Annotated in this window: 20 protein-coding genes and 1 tRNA gene; 12 read left to right on the forward strand and 9 right to left on the reverse strand. The window is 63.1% G+C overall.

Annotated features, from left to right (window positions below; genetic code table 11):
• Positions 1-81 precede the first annotated feature (81 nt).
• Entirely contained in the window at positions 82-519 is a 438-nt protein-coding gene (locus V8192_RS09980) for a response regulator (RefSeq protein ID WP_341632924.1), read from the reverse strand.
• Positions 520-534: 15 nt separating this feature from the next.
• Between V8192_RS09980 and V8192_RS09985 the strand changes: the two genes are divergently transcribed.
• Both V8192_RS09985 and rsmD read left to right on the forward strand, forming a co-directional pair.
• Entirely contained in the window at positions 535-1359 is an 825-nt protein-coding gene (locus V8192_RS09985; protein ID WP_341632925.1) for a pseudouridine synthase, read from the forward strand.
• The gene (gene rsmD / locus V8192_RS09990; protein ID WP_341632926.1) at positions 1360-1893 is read left to right on the forward strand and encodes a 16S rRNA (guanine(966)-N(2))-methyltransferase RsmD; all 534 of its coding nucleotides are present in this window, start codon (positions 1360-1362) and stop codon (positions 1891-1893) included.
• Here rsmD and V8192_RS09995 read toward each other — a convergent pair.
• Positions 1871-2263, reverse strand: a complete 393-nt coding sequence (locus V8192_RS09995) for a hypothetical protein (RefSeq protein WP_341632927.1) — start codon at positions 2261-2263, stop codon at positions 1871-1873. The two genes, rsmD and V8192_RS09995, sit on opposite strands and share 23 nt — an antisense overlap.
• A 152-nt stretch (positions 2264-2415) precedes the next feature.
• Here V8192_RS09995 and V8192_RS10000 point away from each other — a divergent pair, with 152 nt between their 5' ends.
• A complete protein-coding gene (locus V8192_RS10000) occupies positions 2416-3522 on the forward strand; it encodes a hypothetical protein (RefSeq protein ID WP_341632928.1) in 1107 nt (368 codons plus the stop codon).
• Here V8192_RS10000 and V8192_RS10005 read toward each other — a convergent pair.
• The 3 genes from V8192_RS10005 to V8192_RS10015 all read right to left on the reverse strand — a co-directional run bounded on the left by V8192_RS10005 (position 3503) and on the right by V8192_RS10015 (position 5606).
• Positions 3503-3844 carry a DUF2794 domain-containing protein gene (locus V8192_RS10005; RefSeq protein WP_341632929.1) on the reverse strand — a complete coding sequence of 114 codons (342 nt, stop codon included), beginning with the start codon at positions 3842-3844 and terminating at the stop codon, positions 3503-3505. The genes V8192_RS10000 and V8192_RS10005 overlap by 20 nt on opposite strands.
• Entirely contained in the window at positions 3841-4527 is a 687-nt protein-coding gene (gene cysE, locus V8192_RS10010) for a serine O-acetyltransferase (RefSeq protein WP_341632930.1), read from the reverse strand. The genes V8192_RS10005 and cysE overlap by 4 nt, the downstream gene beginning before the upstream one ends.
• Before the next feature lie 80 nt (positions 4528-4607).
• A complete protein-coding gene (locus V8192_RS10015; RefSeq protein WP_341632931.1) occupies positions 4608-5606 on the reverse strand; it encodes an LLM class flavin-dependent oxidoreductase in 999 nt (332 codons plus the stop codon).
• Between the two features lie 416 nt (positions 5607-6022).
• Between V8192_RS10015 and rpsA the strand changes: the two genes are divergently transcribed.
• The 5 genes from rpsA to V8192_RS10040 all read left to right on the forward strand — a co-directional run bounded on the left by rpsA (position 6023) and on the right by V8192_RS10040 (position 10384).
• Positions 6023-7759 carry a 30S ribosomal protein S1 gene (gene rpsA, locus V8192_RS10020; RefSeq protein WP_341632932.1) on the forward strand — a complete coding sequence of 579 codons (1737 nt, stop codon included), beginning with the start codon at positions 6023-6025 and terminating at the stop codon, positions 7757-7759.
• A 148-nt stretch (positions 7760-7907) separates the two neighbouring features.
• Positions 7908-8204 carry an integration host factor subunit beta gene (locus V8192_RS10025; protein ID WP_341632933.1) on the forward strand — a complete coding sequence of 99 codons (297 nt, stop codon included), beginning with the start codon at positions 7908-7910 and terminating at the stop codon, positions 8202-8204.
• A gap of 36 nt (positions 8205-8240) precedes the next feature.
• Positions 8241-8326 (forward strand) — tRNA-Leu (locus tag V8192_RS10030).
• A 193-nt stretch (positions 8327-8519) separates the two neighbouring features.
• Positions 8520-10109 carry a putative bifunctional diguanylate cyclase/phosphodiesterase gene (locus V8192_RS10035; protein ID WP_341632934.1) on the forward strand — a complete coding sequence of 530 codons (1590 nt, stop codon included), beginning with the start codon at positions 8520-8522 and terminating at the stop codon, positions 10107-10109.
• 104 nt (positions 10110-10213) lie between these two features.
• The gene (locus V8192_RS10040) at positions 10214-10384 is read left to right on the forward strand and encodes a hypothetical protein (protein WP_341632935.1); all 171 of its coding nucleotides are present in this window, start codon (positions 10214-10216) and stop codon (positions 10382-10384) included.
• 4 nt (positions 10385-10388) lie between these two features.
• Here the strand turns inward: V8192_RS10040 and V8192_RS10045 are convergent, their stop codons facing one another.
• Complete coding sequence (locus V8192_RS10045) at positions 10389-11663, reverse strand: MFS transporter (protein ID WP_341633328.1); 1275 nt, start codon at positions 11661-11663, stop codon at positions 10389-10391.
• Between the two features lie 97 nt (positions 11664-11760).
• On the opposite strand from V8192_RS10045, the gene pgsA reads away from it, so the two are divergent.
• Together pgsA and katG are read left to right on the forward strand one after the other, a co-directional pair.
• The gene (gene pgsA / locus V8192_RS10050) at positions 11761-12327 is read left to right on the forward strand and encodes a CDP-diacylglycerol--glycerol-3-phosphate 3-phosphatidyltransferase (RefSeq protein ID WP_341632936.1); all 567 of its coding nucleotides are present in this window, start codon (positions 11761-11763) and stop codon (positions 12325-12327) included.
• 284 nt (positions 12328-12611) lie between these two features.
• Complete coding sequence (gene katG, locus V8192_RS10055) at positions 12612-14876, forward strand: catalase/peroxidase HPI (protein WP_341632937.1); 2265 nt, start codon at positions 12612-12614, stop codon at positions 14874-14876.
• Between the two features lie 16 nt (positions 14877-14892).
• On the opposite strand, the gene V8192_RS10060 is transcribed toward katG, so the two are convergent.
• Positions 14893-15855 carry a hydrogen peroxide-inducible genes activator gene (locus V8192_RS10060; RefSeq protein ID WP_341632938.1) on the reverse strand — a complete coding sequence of 321 codons (963 nt, stop codon included), beginning with the start codon at positions 15853-15855 and terminating at the stop codon, positions 14893-14895.
• A 121-nt stretch (positions 15856-15976) separates the two neighbouring features.
• Between V8192_RS10060 and V8192_RS10065 the strand changes: the two genes are divergently transcribed.
• Together V8192_RS10065 and V8192_RS10070 are read left to right on the forward strand one after the other, a co-directional pair.
• The gene (locus V8192_RS10065; RefSeq protein ID WP_341632939.1) at positions 15977-16522 is read left to right on the forward strand and encodes a peroxiredoxin; all 546 of its coding nucleotides are present in this window, start codon (positions 15977-15979) and stop codon (positions 16520-16522) included.
• Between the two features lie 119 nt (positions 16523-16641).
• A complete protein-coding gene (locus V8192_RS10070; RefSeq protein WP_341633329.1) occupies positions 16642-17160 on the forward strand; it encodes a carboxymuconolactone decarboxylase family protein in 519 nt (172 codons plus the stop codon).
• Here the strand turns inward: V8192_RS10070 and V8192_RS10075 are convergent.
• Positions 17157-17891, reverse strand: coding sequence for a sulfite exporter TauE/SafE family protein (locus tag V8192_RS10075; protein ID WP_373276354.1), 735 nt, complete (start codon positions 17889-17891; stop codon positions 17157-17159). The two genes, V8192_RS10070 and V8192_RS10075, sit on opposite strands and share 4 nt — an antisense overlap.
• 176 nt (positions 17892-18067) lie before the next feature.
• Positions 18068-18943 carry an outer membrane protein gene (locus V8192_RS10080; RefSeq protein WP_341632941.1) on the reverse strand — a complete coding sequence of 292 codons (876 nt, stop codon included), beginning with the start codon at positions 18941-18943 and terminating at the stop codon, positions 18068-18070.
• Positions 18944-18959 lie beyond the last annotated feature (16 nt).

Here is an 18959-nt window from a genome sequence, read left to right on the forward strand (position 1 = left end):
GTATCCCCGCGTCCGGGTCCTTCAGCCCGACACTAGCCTTGTTTCCACGCAAGCCTAGCCCCGCGATGAACGGGCGGTCGGCTATTCCTCCTCGTTTATCGCGACGAACAGCTCGAGGCCCCGAGGAGTCTTCACTTTCTCGCCCTGCAGGTGCCTGTCGACGCATTCGATCGCCTTGGTCAGCTGACGCTCCGAATAGGGCTTCATCAGGCAGCCGACAGCGATTTGCGCTGCACCGGGATAAGTGTGCCCGGTTGCGAACAATGTCGGAATGCCCCGACCCCTCGCCTCGTTTGCAAGCTCGATCCCGGTCTGCTCCTTTTTCAGGCGAAGGTCGCTGAGGACTAGGTCCACCGCTTCGCGCTCGAGAACGGCGAGTGCCTCCTGGAGGTCATCCACCGTCGCGACGATCTCGTAGCCGGCATCGGCAAGGATATTCTCATTATCGAACGCGGTCAGCGGCTCGTCTTCGACGATAAGGATCCGCTTGACGACCTGCTTACGCTTCCCGAACAGCATTCTCGTTTCCGACCCATGACTACGCCACCGCAACGAACGAAGCGCAAACCGGTGCCGCATCGCGGCAATGCCAAGAAGCGCGCTGTGCCCCCCGGGCCACAGGTCCGCGCGCCTGCGGCGGCGGGCGGTCTCCAGCGCATCGCGAAGTTGCTGGCGAGGGCAGGCGTCGCCTCGCGGCGCGAGGTCGAACGCATGATCCTTGAAGGAAGGGTCGAACTCAACGGCCAAAAACTGACCACGCCTGCGACCCTGCTCGAAAATCTCGAGGGTGTGAGCGTCGATGGAAAGGCGGTGCGCCCGGCGGCCTCGACGAGGCTGTTCCGATTCTACAAGCCGCAAAGGACCATCACTGCTGCGCACGATTCCCGAGGCCGCGCGACGATCTACGACCGGCTGCCGCCCGGCCTTCCGAGGCTGATCCCCGTTGGGCGCCTCGATTTCATGACCGAAGGGCTGCTGCTCCTCACCAACGATGGCGAGCTGAAGCGCCAGCTCGAGCTGCCCCGCACTGGCGTTGTTCGGACCTACCGCGCGCGCGCCTTCGGCCACGTCACTCAGGAACAGCTCGAGCGGCTCGCAGAGGGGATCACCATCGAGGGCATCCATTACGGGTCAATCAATGCCAATCTCGAGCGGCGCACTGGACGCAATTGCTGGGTCGAAATGAGCCTTGCAGAGGGCAAGAACCGCGAGGTGCGCAAGGTCCTTGCCCATCTTGGGCTTCAGGTCTCCCGGCTCATTCGGACCAGCTACGGCCCGCTTACTCTCGCAGGCCTTGGTCCAGGTGACGTCGACGAGGTCGCGGAGAGCGAGCAAGAAGCATTCCGGAAGAGCCTCTAGGTGAGGATCATCGCCGGCAAATGGCGGCGTCGGCCGCTCGAGGCCCCGCCCGGACAAGCCACGCGGCCTACCCTTGACCGTGTGCGTGAGACCCTCTTCTCGATGATTGCGAGCCGCATCGGCAGTTTCGAGGACCTTCGGGTCGCGGACCTCTTTGCAGGAAGCGGAGCCCTGGGCCTGGAAGCGCTGTCGCGCGGCGCTGCCCACGCGACCTTCGTCGAGACTGATGCCGCGGCGGCCGCGGTGATCCGCCGCAATGCGCAAAGGCTGGGCGCAAGCGTCGAGATCCTCCAGCGCTCGGGGCTTGTGCTCCCGCGCTCGAGGACCTTTGATCTCATTTTCGCCGATCCTCCCTATGCGCCCGGATCCGGAAGCGCAGTGGTCGAAGCCGTCGCGAACGCGGATTGGCTCGGCGAGGGCGGATGGATGAGCATCGAAACGGGCCGCGATGATAAGGTCGAGCCGGGACCCTTCAGGATTGAGACGACGCGGGAGGTCGGCCCCGCGCGCCTTACGCTTTTGCGCCGGTTCTAGAGGCGCTCGCGGCCTTCCTGATTTCGTCGACCTCGGTTCCGAGCCTGCGGCCGACGGCTGCGGCGGCGGCCTTGCCCGCCTCCTTTACAGCTTTTCCCGCGCGCTTGCCGCGGGTCGTGCCACCGCTCGTAAAGCCATGTTCGGCAAGGGCCGCGAGAGCGGCCGTCGCAGCCACTGCCACCAGTTCGGCGACGAGCGGACTTTGCATAAGCTTTATGAACGCCTCCCCCATACCTGCGTCCGAGGATCGTGAACCGCCCTCGCTCCTCGCCGACAGCTTCGCGACCGACGTGCCGGTCTTCTTGCCGCGGGTGTCGCGGCCCGCGCCGCCTGCCTTCCCGCCACTCTTCGAGGTCGTCTTCTTTGCCATCCTCATCGCTCCTGTGATCTAGCCTTAGCTCCTCAACTCATTGGGCCATTTCCGTATCCCCCGGGAGCGGCCGGCACGGCTTCTGTTTGTCATGCTGTATTGACACACTAATACACAGCCGTCTATCCTCCCGCAAAACAGGAGGAAGAGGCATGTATTCTCAGCAAGAGCTGGATGATGCGGTTGCTTCGGGAGTGATCACCGAGGAAGCCGCGAGCGCGCTTCGCGCTCATATCGAGCGGCAGCGCGCGACTGCGATCCCCGACGAAGAGCAATTTCGTCTGCTGACGGGCTTCAATGACATCTTCGTCACGATTGCAGCGGCAATCCTGCTGTTCGCCGTCGGGTGGATCGGACAGAGCATCGGCCAGTCGGCCAGGCTCACGATCGACCCCCGCGGGCCGACCTTTCTTGCGCCTCTCTTCGTCGCGCTCACCTCGTGGGGCCTGGCGATATATTTCACGGGCAAGCGCCGCATGGCACTCCCTTCGATCCTCCTCCTTTTGTCCTTCGTAGGCGGCGTGTTCGCTGCCACCCTGTTCGCGCTCATCCTCGGCGTTGGTCCCGCACACGTCGACGGCAATGACCAGCTCGGCGGCCTGCTCGGGGCCGTCTCGGCTGCCGTTGCGGGGGGTGCGGCCTGGGTGCACTGGAGGCGCTTTCATGTCCCGATCACGGTAGCCGCGGGTGCGGCAGCTGTTGCCGGGATCGTCGTCGCACTCCTCATCGCCGGCCTTGGCGGCAACATCGACCAGGCAAGAAACACGATCCTGGGACTGGTCCTCTTCCTTGGCTTCGGAGTGTTCCTGTTCGCCATGTGGTGGGACTCCTCGGATCGCGGCCGGCTGACCCGCCGCTCGGACGTCGCTTTCTGGCTGCACCTCCTTGCAGCGCCCATGATCGTCCACCCTGTCTTCACCTTGCTCGGTCTCAACAGCGGGCATGTGGGGCTGGGAGGCGGTCTTACTGCAGTATTGCTCTATGTCGTCCTTGGAATCACGGCGCTTGCGGTTGACCGGCGGGCCTTGCTCGTGTCGGCGCTCGCCTACGTGCTCTTTGCACTGAACGAGCTGTTTCGGCAGTTCGGCGCAGTCGAGCTCAATGTTGCACTGACGGCCCTGGTGATCGGCTCGGCGCTGCTGATGCTTTCTGCCTTCTGGCATCAGGCCCGGACCGCGGTCGTCAAGTCGCTCCCGGAGAGCCTTCGCGACAAGCTTCCGCTTCTCGATCGCTCAGCGCTTATCCAACCAGCCGCATGAGGCGCCGCTCGAGCGGGGCCAGGACGCCCGCAAGCTCATGGCCCCGCTTGAGCACCACGCCATGCTCGCCAACGAGCGCGAACGCCCCCTGCTTGTGCCGAAGCTCGGGGCGTTTTTCGATCCTTACCTCGGGGCGCTCGCTGTGGCGCCGGAAAGCAGCGAACACCGCGACATCTGGGTCAATCCTCAGCGCATAGTCGCGCCAGTGACCGGCAGCGACCATCCGGCCATAAAGGTCGAGGATGCGCGTCAGCTCCCTGCGGTCAAAGGTGGCGATTGGGCGCCGGTCCCAGGCACTGGGAAACGGCGCGACGACGCTCAAGCGCTTTTGACCTTGGGCTGCGGCGCCCGTTCAAGCTTGAGGGCCTTGAGCTCGGTGCGGAGCTCGTCGATCTCGTTTTCAAGCTCGAGAAGCCGCGTCCTCACCGGATCGAGATCCTCCCCGCAGGGGGTGCCGTAGGGCATGAAGCCGGGACTGTAGTGGACCACGTCGACGGGAACCGGCTTGGCCGGGATGCCAACGACGGTTTGCCCTGCTGCGACGTCCTTGGTCACGACCGAGTTCGCGCCGACCTTGGCGCCCTCACCGATGACGATCGGGCCCAGGATCTGCGCTCCTGAGCCGACGACGACGCCGTCACGAAGCGTCGGATGGCGCTTGCCGCCGACGCCCGTCGTCGGGTTCGTGCCGCCCAAGGTCACATGCTGATAAATGGTGACGTCGTCCCCGATCTCGGCGCTCTCGCCGATGACACTGAAGCCATGGTCGAGGAAGAAGCGCTTGCCGATTTTCGCGCCCGGATGGATGTCTATGGCCGTAAGGAACCGCGCGGTGTGGTTGATCAGGCGCGCGAGGAAGAACAGCCGCCCTTCCCACAGCCAGTGCGCGAGGCGGTGAAGCCCGAGCGCTGTAACGCCGGGATAGAAAAGCACGTCCCAGCGCGAGCGTGCCGCGGGGTCGCGTGACTTGACCGAATCCAGATAGGCGATGAGCCCGGACTGCAAGCGCTCAAACTCCTTTCCTAACGGCGCCCCAATCTAAGTAAGCTCCGATCCAAATACCAGCAGCTGGTCAACGGAAGCTTTCACTGCGGGGACTCTGCAAGTCGGCTCACGCGCTCCATCAGCAGCTCGTACGACCGCAGGCGCGCGCCGTGGTCGTAGACCTGCGCTGTTACCATGAGTTCGTCGGGCCTGGTCCGATCGATGAATTCCTTGAGCTGCCGGCCCGCTCTCTCAGGGCTTCCGATCGCGCTCGCAGACAAGACCGAGCGGAGGATCGCACGGGCCTCGAGCGGCAGCTCCTCGGCGAAACCGGCCCTGGGCGGCGGGAGCTGGATGGGGTTGCCCGCGCGCAGCGAGACGAAGGCCTGCTGGACGGAGGTCGCAAGGAGCTCGGCCTCCTCGTCGGTTTCGGCAACGATCGCGTTGAAACCCAGCATCACGTAGGGTTCTGCAAGCTGCTCCGAGGGCACGAACCGCTCGCGATAGAGATCGCTTGCCTCCATCATCATCTGCGGCGCGAAGTGCGACGCGAAGGCATAGGGAAGGCCGAGCATGGCAGCGAGCTGAGCACCGAAGAGGCTCGAGCCCAGGATCCAGATCGGGATGTCGAGACCTTCGCCGGGAATGGCGCGGACGCGGCCGTTCTCGCCTTTGAAATAGCCCATGAGCTCGACGACATCGTGGGGAAACTGGTCAGCATCCGAAGCAAGGTTGCGGCGCAGGGCGTAAGCGGCAGCCTGATCGGTGCCGGGCGCCCTTCCGAGCCCCAGGTCGATGCGCCCGGGATAAAGCGCCTCGAGGGTCCCGAACTGTTCGGCGATCACGAGCGGAGCGTGGTTGGGAAGCATGACACCGCCAGCGCCGATCCGGATGGTCGAGGTCTTGGACCCGACATAGGCGAGGGCGACGGCCGTGGCGGCGCTTGCGATTCCCGGCATCGAATGGTGTTCGGCCATCCAGAACCGTTTGTACCCGAGGCGCTCGGCGTTGCGTGCAAGATCCGCGGAATTGCGCAAGGAAGCGCCGGGATCGCTACCTTGCGTGACAGGAGAGAGATCGAGGACCGAGAGCGGAACCATGCGCGTGGATGTGGGCCCGAGCACCGGATAATAAAGGGCTGGAACTCCCCCTCCCCTGGCAGCCCTTCACGCCAAAGATGAATGATCGGGGGCCGCGAACAAGGGCCGCTCTCCGCCGCTGTGTCTAAAGGCGGGTTGTCCCGATTGGCCCTCTAAGCTAAGGGGCGCACCGTCCTGCGGGGTGGTAACCCCCTCGGACAGCCCGTCTTTGGCGAGCGCGTACGGCGGTCCGGCAGACCCGGCGCCGTAACGCGCTTTTTGTCATGGCGGAACACTGTTCGAGAACCCACCTCTGGGACGCCGCTGCGGCATGGGGCCGTCGCGGCAGCAAATGAAACCAGGTCCGCATGCAGGAGCCTCGCCATGGTGGCGCGGCGCGGCAAGCGAATTTGACGAGATCAGGACACACACAGTTTATGGCGACCACGACCTTCCCGACCCGCGATGATTTCGCGGCCCTTCTCAATGAAAGCCTGGGCGGCGAAAACGAAACCTTCGAGGGCAAGGTGGTGAAGGGCACCGTGACCGGGATCGAGAACGACATGGCCGTGATCGACGTCGGCTTGAAGAGCGAGGGCCGCGTGGCCCTGCGCGAATTCGCCGCGCCCGGTCAGAAGGCCGACCTCAAGATTGGTGACGAGGTCGAGGTATATGTCGACCGCGTCGAGAATTCGGCAGGCGAAGCGATGCTCTCGCGTGACCGCGCGCGCCGCGAGGCGGCATGGGACAAGCTCGAAGGCGAATTTTCTGCGGGCAACCGTGTCGAGGGCGTGATCTTCGGCCGGGTGAAAGGCGGCTTCACCGTCGATCTTGGCGGTGCTGTTGCCTTCCTGCCAGGCTCGCAGGTGGACATCCGCCCGGTGCGGGATGTCCAGCCGCTCATGGATCTTCCCCAGCCCTTCCAGATTCTCAAGATGGATCGGCGCCGCGGCAATATCGTGGTTTCGCGCCGCGCAATTCTCGAGGAAACCCGAGCCGAGCAGCGTTCCGGCCTGATCCAGAGCCTGGCGGAGGGCCAGGTGATCGAGGGCGTGGTCAAGAACATCACCGACTACGGCGCCTTCGTCGATCTGGGCGGCATCGACGGCCTGCTCCACGTGACCGATATTTCCTACAAGCGGGTCAATCACCCCTCCGAAGTGCTGAACATCGGTGACACGGTGAAGGTGCAGATCATTCGCATAAACCGGGAGACGCAGCGGATCTCGCTTGGCATGAAGCAGCTCGAGAGCGATCCCTGGGAGGGCGCGGCAGCCAAGTATCCGGTGGGCGGCGTGTTCCGCGGCCGGGTCACCAACATCACCGAATATGGTGCCTTCGTCGAGCTCGAGCCGGGCATCGAGGGTCTCGTCCACGTCTCGGAGATGAGCTGGACCAAGAAGAACGTCCATCCGGGCAAGATCGTCTCAACCTCGCAGGAGGTGGACGTCAAGGTCCTCGAGGTCGACGAGGAGAAGAGGCGCATCTCGCTTGGCCTCAAGCAGGCCCAGTCGAACCCGTGGGAAGCCTTTGCCGAGGCACACCCGGTCGGATCCGTCGTCGAGGGCGAGGTCAAGAATGCGACCGAGTTCGGGCTGTTCGTCGGCCTGGAAGGCGATGTCGATGGCATGGTGCACATGTCGGATATCGCCTGGGGCGTATCCGGCGAAGAAGCGCTTCAGCTTCACCGCAAGGGTGAAACCGTGCGCGCCCAGGTGCTCGACGTCGATGTCGAAAAGGAGCGCATTTCGCTCGGCATGAAGCAGCTCGAAGGTGGAGGCGCAGGCGCTGTCGTGGGCAGTGCAAGTGCGACCGCGGGCGGCGTCAAGAAGGGCGATACCGTGACCGTCACGGTCAGGGCCGTCCAGGATGCCGGGCTCGACGTGCAGGTCGGCGACGATGGAGCGGGCGGCTTCATCAAGCGCGGCGATCTTGGCCGTGACCGCGACGAGCAGCGTCCGGAACGCTTCCAGGTCGGCCAGAAGCTCGATGCGATGGTCACCGGGTTCGATCGGTCGAAGAAGCCCAACTTCTCCGTCAAGGCACGTCAGATTGCCGAGGAGAAGGAGGCCGTCGCGCAGTACGGCAGTTCGGATTCGGGCGCTTCGCTTGGTGACATCCTCGGCGCCGCCCTCAAGGAAGCCCAGGCGGGCAAATCCACCAAGAAGAAGTAACCAAGTCACGGAAATGCGCGGCATTCTTTCGTGGAGTGCCGCGCAAATCCTTCTTGCGTGAGACAAGATTTCCTGACAGCCTCACACTCAAGCGGCCCGTGTTTAAACTGGGGAGTTGGGGCCGGTTCATCCTTAAGCGGGGACGCCGATGATCCGTTCTGAGCTGGTGCAGAAGCTTTGCACCGATTTCCCGGACCTCACGCAGCGCGAGGTCGAGGGCGTAGTAAGCGCGATTTTTGATTCCATCACTGACCAGCTTGCAAGTGGCGGCCGCGTCGAGTTGCGCGGCTTTGGCGCGTTTTCAACACGGCAGCGCGACGGCCGCGTCGGCCGCAATCCGCGGACCGGCGAGGCGGTCTCCGTGAATGCAAAGCGAGTGCCCTATTTCAAGCCGGGCAAGGAAATGCGCGAGCGCTTAAACCTGAAGGAAGTCACCGCGGAATAGCCTGTGGCCGGCTCTACCGTCGCCGTGGCTGGGCAAGCGGACGTGGCGGAACGGTAGACGCTGGGGACTTAAAATCCTCTTCCCGTTAGGGAGTGCGGGTTCAAATCCCGCCGTCCGCACCATTGCCGAGCGAGAGGCGAGATCCCCGCATTCGCGTCGGGCTGGCTGTTGCCGCTCTATCGGCGACGGCATAGCGAACCTTAAAAAGCGAGATCCCTCAAGCGTTTACGTACTTGCGCTAATCTCGTTTCGTAGAGGGAATTTATTAAGCGTTCCAAAGTAATCAGTGTTCGCGTGGCTAGTGGCGGACCAAGAGTGACCAGCTCAACGAGCTCAAGGCTGATCAAGGCACGCCGCGATGCAGTGGTGCTGGCGGTGCTCATCACCGCGGTCATGCTCCTCATCTGGAATGGCAGCGCCTTCTTTCATAATCTTCGGATCGGCGGGCAGGAATTCGGTCCCGAAATTCGCCTTGCGAGCACCGCGCTGACGCTCAACGTCGCCCTTATCCTGTTCGGCTGGCGCCGGTACGTCGATCTCCAGCATGAAGCCGAAATGCGGGCCGAGCACGAACGGCGGGCGACGGTCCTTGCGACGACGGACACGATCACCGGCCTCTATAATCGAAAGGGCTTTGCTGATCGTGCCGGAATCTTGTGCGCCGCGGCCCGCGAGAACGGCGACAATCTCGTCATCATCTCCTTCCAGATTCACCGCTTCAAGGCCGTCAACGACCAGCACGGCTATGAGACCGGCGACCGCCTCCTCAAGACGATTTCGGTCTCGCTTGCGGACGAACTGGGGCCCGACGCGGTGCTGGCCCGTCTCAGCGGAAACGAGTTTGCGGTCGCGCTCGCGCTCAAGAACGAGGACATGGCACGGGCCGACGTCCTCGCCGACGCCGTCTTGCGGACAGTTACGCGGCCGCTCCTCTTCGAGGAGAAGATCATTCAGGTCGGCGCGTTCGCGGGCATTGCGACCGCGCTCGCGGCGGACGTCCGCATTCCAGACCTGCTCCGGCGGGCCGATATCGCGATGGATCATGCACGAAGCGGCCGGGTCGCCCGCCCCGTCTGGTTCGATGATGGCATGGAGCGAGCCCTAATCGCCCATGGCGAGATCGAGCAGGGAATCCGCCACGGTCTCGAATATGGCCAGTTCGTTCCCTACTTCGAGCCACAGGTCGACCTTCAGACGGGCGAAATCGTCGGGTTCGAAATGCTCGCCCGCTGGATCCACCCGCTTTCTGGCCTCATCGGCCCCGACGTCTTCATTCCCGTCGCCGAAGAGATCGGTCTGATCGGACGCCTGTCGGAGCATGTAATCGCCGAGGCGCTGCGTGAAGCTGCCTCGTGGGACCCCAAGATCAAGATCTCCGTCAACATCTCGCCCTTCCAGCTGGCCGACGGCTGGCTCGCCCAGCGCATCGTGCGAACGCTCGCGGACACGGGCTTTCCTGCAGAGCGGCTGGTCATCGAAGTCACGGAGAGCTCACTGTTTGCCGACATCGAGCTCGCGCGGACCATTGTCACAAGTCTCAAGAACCAAGGAATTCGACTGGCGCTCGACGATTTCGGAACTGGCTTTTCCTCGCTTTCCCACCTGCGCTCGCTGCCATTCGACATCATCAAGATCGACCGCAGCTTCGTCACCAATATCAATGCCAAGCGCGAAAGCTCCGCCATCGTCCGCGCAGTCACGACGCTTGCAGGCGCCTTACGGGTGCCGGTCTGCGTCGAGGGCATCGAGAACGAGGAATCTTACCGCACGGTCGTAAGGCTCGGCTGCCAGATCGGACAGGGCTGGTACTTCGGAAAGCCCATGCCCGCAGAGCAGGCACGTGACCTACTCGCCTCGAGGGACGACCCCCAGGCATCCCCGCTGCGCATCGCCCGCAAAGCCTAAGTCTACGTAAGAAAATTACCTGACGTCCCGGCACGGGACGGTTCGGAGCCGGTTTCCCTTGCGTGAGTTTGGAACATGGTAAAGACCGCGTTAGGGATTTTGCCATGCAGCTCGTCAGGCCAGTTTTTGCCTCGCATCCATTCCGCTTCGGCCGGGGGCCGTTGCGCGTGGTGGACGAGCCTGCAGCTGCCCGCGCGGAGCTGCCGGAAGAGCTGAAGCTTTTCGCAGCCACCTTCGTTGCCGGTTTCCTCTTCGTCTCGATCCTGATCGGTTAAGCGCTCAGTCGCAGGCGAGGTGAAGCTTCCAGCCGAGCCATGCCGAGACCAGGCACATGCCCGCGACCAGCAGCAGCTGGCCCACCGGTCCGACGCCGGCACTGCTGAGACCGAAGGCGACGAGCGAGCCGATCACCATCGCGCCCGAATTGACGATATTGTTTGCGGCAACGGTCCGGGCCGTCTCGGTCTTGGGCACCGTCGTCGTGAGGAACGCGTACAGCGGCACGACGAACATCCCACCGGTGATCGCGACACCCAGAAGGCACAGGATCAGTGGCCACGCCATCGGATTGAAGAGGAAGTTTGCAAGGGTGGTGAGGCTCGGCCCGTTGTGCTTGCCCCACGACAGCGCGACGAAATGCAGCAGCAGGACGAACAGCCCCATCGCGATCACTGAGGCGGGTGCGAAACGGGCAGAGACCTCACTCTTCAGCATCCGGTTGATGGCAACCGACCCGATCGCGATTCCGATCGAGAAAATGGCGATGAAAAGGCTCGCGACCTGCTCGTCGGCGCCGAGCACGTTTTTGACGAGCGGCGGAAAGATGATGATCAGCACCGCGCCGATCGTCCAGAAGAAGCTGATCGATAGGATTGCCAGGAACAGGCGCCGGATGTGGAGGGTCGCGCTGACAAGTTCGATCGAGGCGTGAATGATGTGCCAGGTGATTGGTAATCGCTCCGCGGCCGGCGGCGCAGGAGGAACCTGCCGTCCGGCAAAATATCCCAGCAGTGCGAAAACGAGGACTGCCGCGGCTGCCGACTGCGGCCGCGAGGCAAGGACTCCGGCAAGGATCGTCCCCAGGAGAATGGCGATGTACGTACCGGCTTCGACAAGCCCGGTGCCCCCGAGCACTTCGTCGCGATCGAGGTGCTGCGGAAGGATCGCGTATTTGATCGGACCAAAGAAGGTCGAGTGGATACCCATTGCAAAGACGCCCGCCAGCATCAGCGGGATGTTCGCGAGCATAAGGCCGGCACCGCCAAGGATCATGATGAGGATTTCGGCGAACTTGATGATGCGGATCAGCCGCGCCTTGTCATGATCGTCGGCAATTTGGCCCGCAAGCGCGGAAAAGAGAAAGAAGGGCAGGATGAACAGCCCTTGGGCGATGGCGCTGAACTGGAATTCGCGGTGCGGGTCCGAAAAGAGCTGGTAGGTGACGAACAGGACGACGGCCTGTTTGAAGAGGCTGTCGTTGAAAGCGCCGAGGAACTGGGTCGCGAACAGGGGCACGAACCGCCGCGCGCGGAGCAGGTGAGTGATGTTCTGGATCAAGGTTGGGGCGCGTGGGCTGCCATCGGAATAGGTGCGAACGCATAGCCAGCTTTGCGCATCGCGCCAAACCCTATAACGGTCATGCCCCGAAACGATGCTGTCACTGCCTAACCTGCTGACGCTTTCGCGCATCCTCGCGGTGCCGATCCTGGTGTTCCTTCTGTGGCGCCCTGCGCCCATCGATTATGCGATCACCTTCGTCCTCTACTGTCTGGTCGGGATCACGGACTATCTCGACGGCTATCTCGCCCGGGCGTGGGGCAGCATCTCGAAGCTGGGCCAGTTCCTCGATCCCATTGCCGACAAGATCATGGTGGCGGCAGTCCTCGTCATGCTGATCTCCAGCCGAAAATCGAACCCGGTCCCCGAGATCGCCGGACTGCACATCATCGCCGGTCTCATCATTCTCCTTCGCGAGATCATCGTCTCAGGACTTCGCGAATATCTGGCCGGCCTCCAGGTTTCGGTTCCGGTCAGCGCGCTTGCCAAGTGGAAAACCACTTTCCAGCTCGTCGCCCTCGGCGCGCTCATCCTTGGGGGCGCCCTCCCGCACATGACCTGGGTCCACGACGTGGGGCTCGTCTGCCTGTGGGCGGCAGCCGCGCTGACGCTCATGACCGGCTACAGCTATCTTCGTACCGGCCTCAGGCACATGGACTGAGAGGCTGATCGATTTCGCGATTATCTCTGACGAACTTTAGTCGTTTTCCTGACCTCCAAAACAAGCATATTCGGTGAACCCGCGTGACAGGCGCCGTTCGCCGCCATTGCTTGTGACTCAACAGGGGCCGCGGCGGCTCCCCTCCCCGCTCCCGGCCGCGGCCCCCGCCTTCCAATCGGCAATAATCGATTTCCTTGTTCTCACTGACGAGAACAACTCGTTTCCGTTCGCTCCGCGACCCGTCCTAACGCAGCCTGCCAATTTTAAAGGAGGGCATTGGACCTATGGACGCGAAGACCAGCAGCCCGCTCAGCGATCCTTCAAGGGAGCCTCTGGCTCTTCGGACACTGCTCGGGCGCACCAACCGCGACTGGTGGCCGAACCAGCTCTCGCTCGAAATCCTGCTCCAGCAAGGTGCGACCGGCGATCCTTACGGCGACGATTTCGATTATGCCGAAGCGTTCCTGAAGCTCGACTATGACGCGGTGAAGCGCGATCTGACGTCCCTGATGACCGACAGTCAGCCCTGGTGGCCGGCGGACTACGGGCATTACGGCCCGTTTTTCATCCGAATGGCCTGGCATGCAGCAGGAACCTACCGCACCGGCGACGGCCGGGGCGGCGCGAATTCGGGCCAGCAGCGATTTGCTCCGCTCAATTCCTGGCCGGACAATGCCAATCTCGACAAGGCTCGGCGGCTGCTCTGGCCCATCAAGCAGAAATATGGACGCAATCTCAGCTGGGCGGATCTTCTCATACTCGCAGGCAATGTCGCCATCGAGTCCATGGGCGGTCCGACTTTCGGCTTCGGCGGAGGCCGCAAGGACGTCTACGAGCCCGAACACGACGTCTATTGGGGCACCGAGGAAAACTGGGTTGGCAAGGGTGCAAATCCGCGAATGGGCGAGGACGCGGGGACCGCGATGGAGAACCCTCTTGCGGCCGTCCAGATGGGCCTCATTTACGTCAATCCCGAAGGGCCCGGTGGAAGTGCCGACCCGCTCGCTTCGGCCCGCGAAATCCGAATGACCTTCTCCCGCATGGCCATGAACGACGAGGAAACGGTCGCGCTGACGGCGGGCGGGCACACCTTCGGCAAATGCCACGGAGCAGGTGATGCCTCCAAGGTCGGCGCGGAGCCCGAAGGCGCGGACATCGCGCAGCAGGGCCTCGGCTGGCAGAGCGGACACGGATGCGGCATGGCCGACGACACGATTACGAGCGGGCTGGAGGGGCCGTGGACTCCGACGCCGAGGAGGTGGAATACCGACAACGGCTACTTCCACATGCTGCTCGATTATGATTACGAGCTGGTGACCAGCCCGGCCGGCGCAAAACAATGGCAGCCAAAAGACCAGAAGCCCGAGGACATGGCGCCCGCGGCGCACACGCCCGGCAAAAAGGTCCCGACGATGATGACGACGGCGGACATGGCCTTCAAGATGGATCCGGACTTCCGCAAGATCTCGGAGAAGTTCCGCAAGGATCCGCAGGCCTTCGCGGACGCGTTCGCCCGCGCCTGGTTCAAACTCACCCATCGCGACATGGGGCCCAAGGCGAGATACCTTGGTCCTGAAGTCCCTAACGAGGACCTCATCTGGCAGGACCCGGTACCGCGGGGCAGCACTCCTGGCGAAAACACGATTGCCGATTTCAAGTCGAAGGTTCTTGGCAGCGGATTGACCGTCAGCGAACTGGTGAAGGCCGCGTGGGCCTCGGCGTCGACCTATCGCAGCTCTGACCATCGTGGCGGCGCCAACGGCGCGCGCATTCGTTTCCCCAAGATCAGGGACTGGGAGGTCAATGACCCACCCGAGCTCGCAAGGGTGCTCTCCAAGATCGACGAGCTGCGCGGCGACATGTCGCTTGCCGACGCGATCGTGCTCGCCGGCTCGGCAGCCGTCGAGAAGGCCGCGAAGGATGCCGGGTACGACGTGAAGGTGCCGTTTACCGGAGGGCGAGGCGATGCCGGCGAACAGGAAACCGACTTCGAGAGCTTCGAGGTCCTCGAGCCCAAAGCCGACGGTTTCCGCAACTATCTCGGCGTCCGGTACAATGTGCCGACCGAAGAACTGCTGGTCGACAGGGCCCAGCTGCTCGGCCTTACCGCTCCCGAGATGACCGTTCTCCTCGGCGGGCTTCGCGTGCTTGGCGCCAACAGCGGCGGACGCAAACACGGCGTGTTCACCAACCGGGTGGGACAGCTCACGAACGATTTCTTCGTCAACCTGCTCGACATGCGGACTGCCTGGAAGCAGGTCGACGATGAAAGCGACGAGGAATTCGTCGGAACCGACCGGGGGACCGACCAGGAGAAATGGATCGCTACGCGGACGGATCTCGTGTTCGGCTCCAACTCGCAGCTACGGGCCCTCTCGGAAGTCTACGGTTCTGCCGACGCCGGGGAAAAGTTCGTGAAGGACTTCATCGCGGCCTGGACGAAGGTCATGAACGCCGACCGCTTCGACCTTTCCCGCAAATCTTCCGGCTGGAAGGAGAAGAGCACCGGGGACGGCGGCAGCATCGCAGAGCCGGTCGCCGCAAAATAGTGGAGACGCGCTCGGGTCAGCCTTGGGCTGGCTCGAGCGCAGTCTTGCCTGTCTCTGCGGGCTCCACATCCGGGATGAGATCGGCCGCAATCCGCCGCAACGTCGCCGCGAGCATCTGGAACTCGTGCTCGCGCGGGCTGGACCTGCGCCATATGAGCGCGATCCGGCGATAGGGATGTTCGGACTTCAGCGGCCTTGCAACGACCCCGGTCCCCGATAGGATTCCCGCTTCGATCGCCATGCCCGGGACGAACGTCAGTCCCAAGCCATTGTCGACCATCTGCACGAGGGTATGAAGCGAAGTCCCCATCATCGCCGCATGGGCTCTGAGTTCGGGCCGGTTGCAGGCGGAAAGCGCATGGTCCTTGAGACAATGGCCGTCCTCGAGCAGGAGCAGGCGGTTCTCGTCGATCTCGGCAGCGTCTATCGAGCGGGCACGGGGCGCCTCGCCATGCGGATAGGCAATGAACAGGGGGTCATCGAACAATAGCGCGCTGTCGACTTCGCCGCACGCGAAGGGCAAGGCGAGGAGCACGCAGTCGAGCTGGCCGCGGTGAAGCGCCTCGCAGGCTGCGCTACTGGTCTCTTCGCGCAGGTACAGCTTCAGCTGCGGCCATTGATCGCGCAGCCGGGGCAGCATCGTTGGCAGAAGGAAGGGAGCAATGGTGGGGATCACTCCCATCCTCAGCTCGCCGTGCAGCGGACGTCCCTGCGCCCGCGCCATTTCGGCCAGTTCCTCGGTCTCCCGCAAGACCTTCACGGCCTTGTCGGCAATCTTCTCTCCAAGAGGGGTGAACCGGACCACCCGGCGGGTGCGTTCGACTAGAGTGATACCAAGCAGCGTCTCGAGTTCGCGCAGGCCCGCGGACAAGGTGGACTGCGTGACGAAGCATGCGTCGGCTGCCTTTCCGAAATGTCCAAAGCGCCGCAACGCGACGAGATATTGGAGTTGTTTGACGGTCGGGAGATGGACGATCATTTAATCGAAAAATCCAATCACAGACAGCCGTATAATGGACTTGAACGATTTAAGCCAGCTACCTAGATAACCCTCATCCAAAGTTACGTTGCAGCGCAACAAATAAGGGAGATCTGATTACATGCTTACCGTTGGTGACAAGCTTCCGGCACTCAAGCTTCCGGTCCAGCAGGGCACGTCCGCGCTGCCGGCAGGCGAGACGATCGATCTTGGCGAAACCAACGGCAAGTGGAAGGTGCTCTTTTACTGGCCCAAGGATTTCACCTTCGTCTGCCCGACCGAGATCGTCGGCTACGGCGAGCTCAAGGCCGATTTCGAGGATCGCGACGCGGTCCTCATCGGCGCCTCGACGGACACTGCGCACGTCCATTTCGCCTGGCGGCGTTCGGATGAACAGCTCGCTCAGGCCGATTTCCCGTGGATCGCGGACAACAAGAAGGAGCTCGCCGAGTCCCTCGGGATCGTCGATCGCGACGAGGGCGTCGCCTATCGCGCCACCTTCGTCATCGACCCCGATAACGTGATCCAGCACGTGACCGTCAACGGCTTGAACGTCGGCCGCAATCCTGCCGAGACGCTCCGGGTTCTGGACGCGCTGCAAACGGACGAGCTCTGCCCGTGCAACTGGACCCCCGGAGAAGAGGTCCTGAAGCCGCAGGCGGCCTAACGAAGAAATCGCCCTCCCTTTCCCCCTTGGGGAGGTCGATTGGCCGGCGCACCGGCCACCGGAAGGGGCGGGCTCTCTTCCCCAGGCCCGCCCCTTTTTCATGTCCTGGAGAGATCATGATGTCGCTAAAGCAATTTGCCGACACGCTTCCCGAATATGCAAAGGACCTTCGGCTCAACCTCGGTTCCATACTCAGCGACCAGCTGATCGGCGAGGAGCGCAAGCTCGGTCTTCTTCTCTCCTGCGCCCATGCCTCCGGACACCGGCCGCTCGTCGCGGCGGCAGAAGAGGAGGTGGCCGGCAAGCTCGAGGACAAGGTCGCGAATGCGGCCCGCGGCGCGGCGGCCGTAATGGCCATGAACAACGTCTATTATCGCTTCGTCCACCTCGTCGCGAACCCGGAATATGGAACCAAGCCTGCCCGGCTGAGGATGAACTTCCTCGGGCAGCACGGCATCTCCAGGGATGATTTCGAGCTTTTCGCGCTAGCAGTCTCGGCAATGAACGGTTGCGGCATGTGCATCGACAGCCACGAGCGTCTGCTGCTTGAGCATGGAGTGAAGCCCGACGTCATTCAGAATGCCGTCCGGATTGCCGCCGTCATGAAGGCGATCGCGACCGTCCACGCGACGCTCTAGCCCACGAGCAGCCTTACTGCGACGACGAAGAGCGTTGCTGCGAGTACCGGCCGGAGCAGGTTGTCGGACGCGCGTGCACTCAGCAGGCTTCCAACGATGATGCCCGGGATCGATCCGAGCAGAAGCGCCAGCATGAGCATGAGGTCGACCGAGCCGATCAGCCAGTGGCCGATGCCGGCGATGAGGGTCAGCGGCACTGCGTGCGCGATGTCGCTTGCTGCAATCCGCGCCACCGGCAGCCGGGGATAAAGGATGAGCAGGGCGGTGGTCCCTAGCGCTCCTGCGCCCACCGACGTTACCGAAACGAGTACCCCGAGCGCGGCGCCCAGCGCAACTGTCCAGCGCGTGCGTCTGTCGCGTTCCATCGCGTGGATGTGATGGCCGGCCCACCGCAGTATCTGCGGGCGGAAAAGAACCGAGATGCTGGTTGCAAGAAGAGCGATGCCGAGCAGGAGATTCAACAGGTTTGCGGCACTCTCGTTCAGCGTTCCGACTCGGCTCATCACGAACAGCGTCGAGATCGCAGCGGGAACACTCCCGGAGGCAAGCGCGCCCACGATCCGCCAGTCGACCGTGCCCTTCTTTCCGTGAACCGCGGTTCCAACGGTCTTCGTGACCGACGCATAGAGCAGGTCAGTTCCGACGGCCGTCGCCGGATGGAAATTGAACAGCAGCACGAGGATCGGCGTCATCAGCGATCCGCCACCGACGCCGGTCAGACCAACGAGCATTCCGACCAGAAAACCAGCGGCCGAGTAGAGCGGGTTATAGGCGGAGAAGATCGAGGCCCCCACGGAGTGCTAGTGCGCCCGCGGTGCAATCCCTGCAGGCGACTTCCGGTTCCCTTTAGGGAAAGAAAGCGCGAGCGTCGCCTCCGACGCTCGCGCTCTTAAGCAGCTAAACTATCTTACAGGCCGCGCTCCGGCGCCGGGGGCGGCGGCGGCGGTGGGGGCGGCGGCGCCGGACAGGTCGCCGTTGCCGGGATCACCGAGCCGTCCGGGCAGGTCTGCGTTGCAGGCGGCGGAGGCGGAGGCGGAGGAGGCGGCGGCGGCGGAGGCGGCGGCGGCGGGGACCAGAAATTGTAGACCAGGCTCGCCATGAAGCTGTTGGACCTGTACTTGCCCGACAGACGGTAGGGCAGGACAGTCCCGCAGCCGGTGTCGCAGAACGACCCGAACTTGAGCTTGCCGGTCTCGAAGTGCCGGTACTTGATACCGGCATCGAGGTTCGTGGTGATGGGAACGTGCACCTCGGCAAGGATCTGCCATGCCAGGGCGTTGTCGCGGTCGGCAAAGTTGAATGGGTTGGTCGGAGTGAGGCCGGCCCGGTAATTGGCCCATGCCTCACCGACACCGCCTCCAAGGGAGATGTTGAACGAGTCCTGAGGGCCAATATCGACCAGGCCATTGAGCATCCCCGAAAAGACGCCGCCATGACCATTGGAATTGAAATCCGCGATGCCTATGCCAGGAGCGCCCACTGCGTGGAGCGCGGTATCCTGGATGACCGCATCCTTGATCCGCGTGCGCTTGTAAGACGCCTCGCCTTCGACCCGGAAGCGTCCGAAATCGTAGCCGAAGACGGCGTCCACGTCATAACCCCATTTGTGCTTCAGAACGACGGCATCGCTGATCGATGTGGCCGAATTGGAAAAGCGAAGGTTAAGGTTGTTGGGCCGCACCAGCCCAGCGTCGATACCCAGATATGGCGCGCCATCGCGCGCGAGGGCGGGAGTGGCAACGGCCGTTGATAACAGCGCTGCAGCAATCACGAGCTTGCGCATGTCTGATCCCCTTGTT

Origin of the sequence: Sphingomonas agri (genome assembly GCF_038148795.1) — a bacterium.
Classification (GTDB): Bacteria; Pseudomonadota; Alphaproteobacteria; order Sphingomonadales; family Sphingomonadaceae; genus Sphingomicrobium; species Sphingomicrobium agri.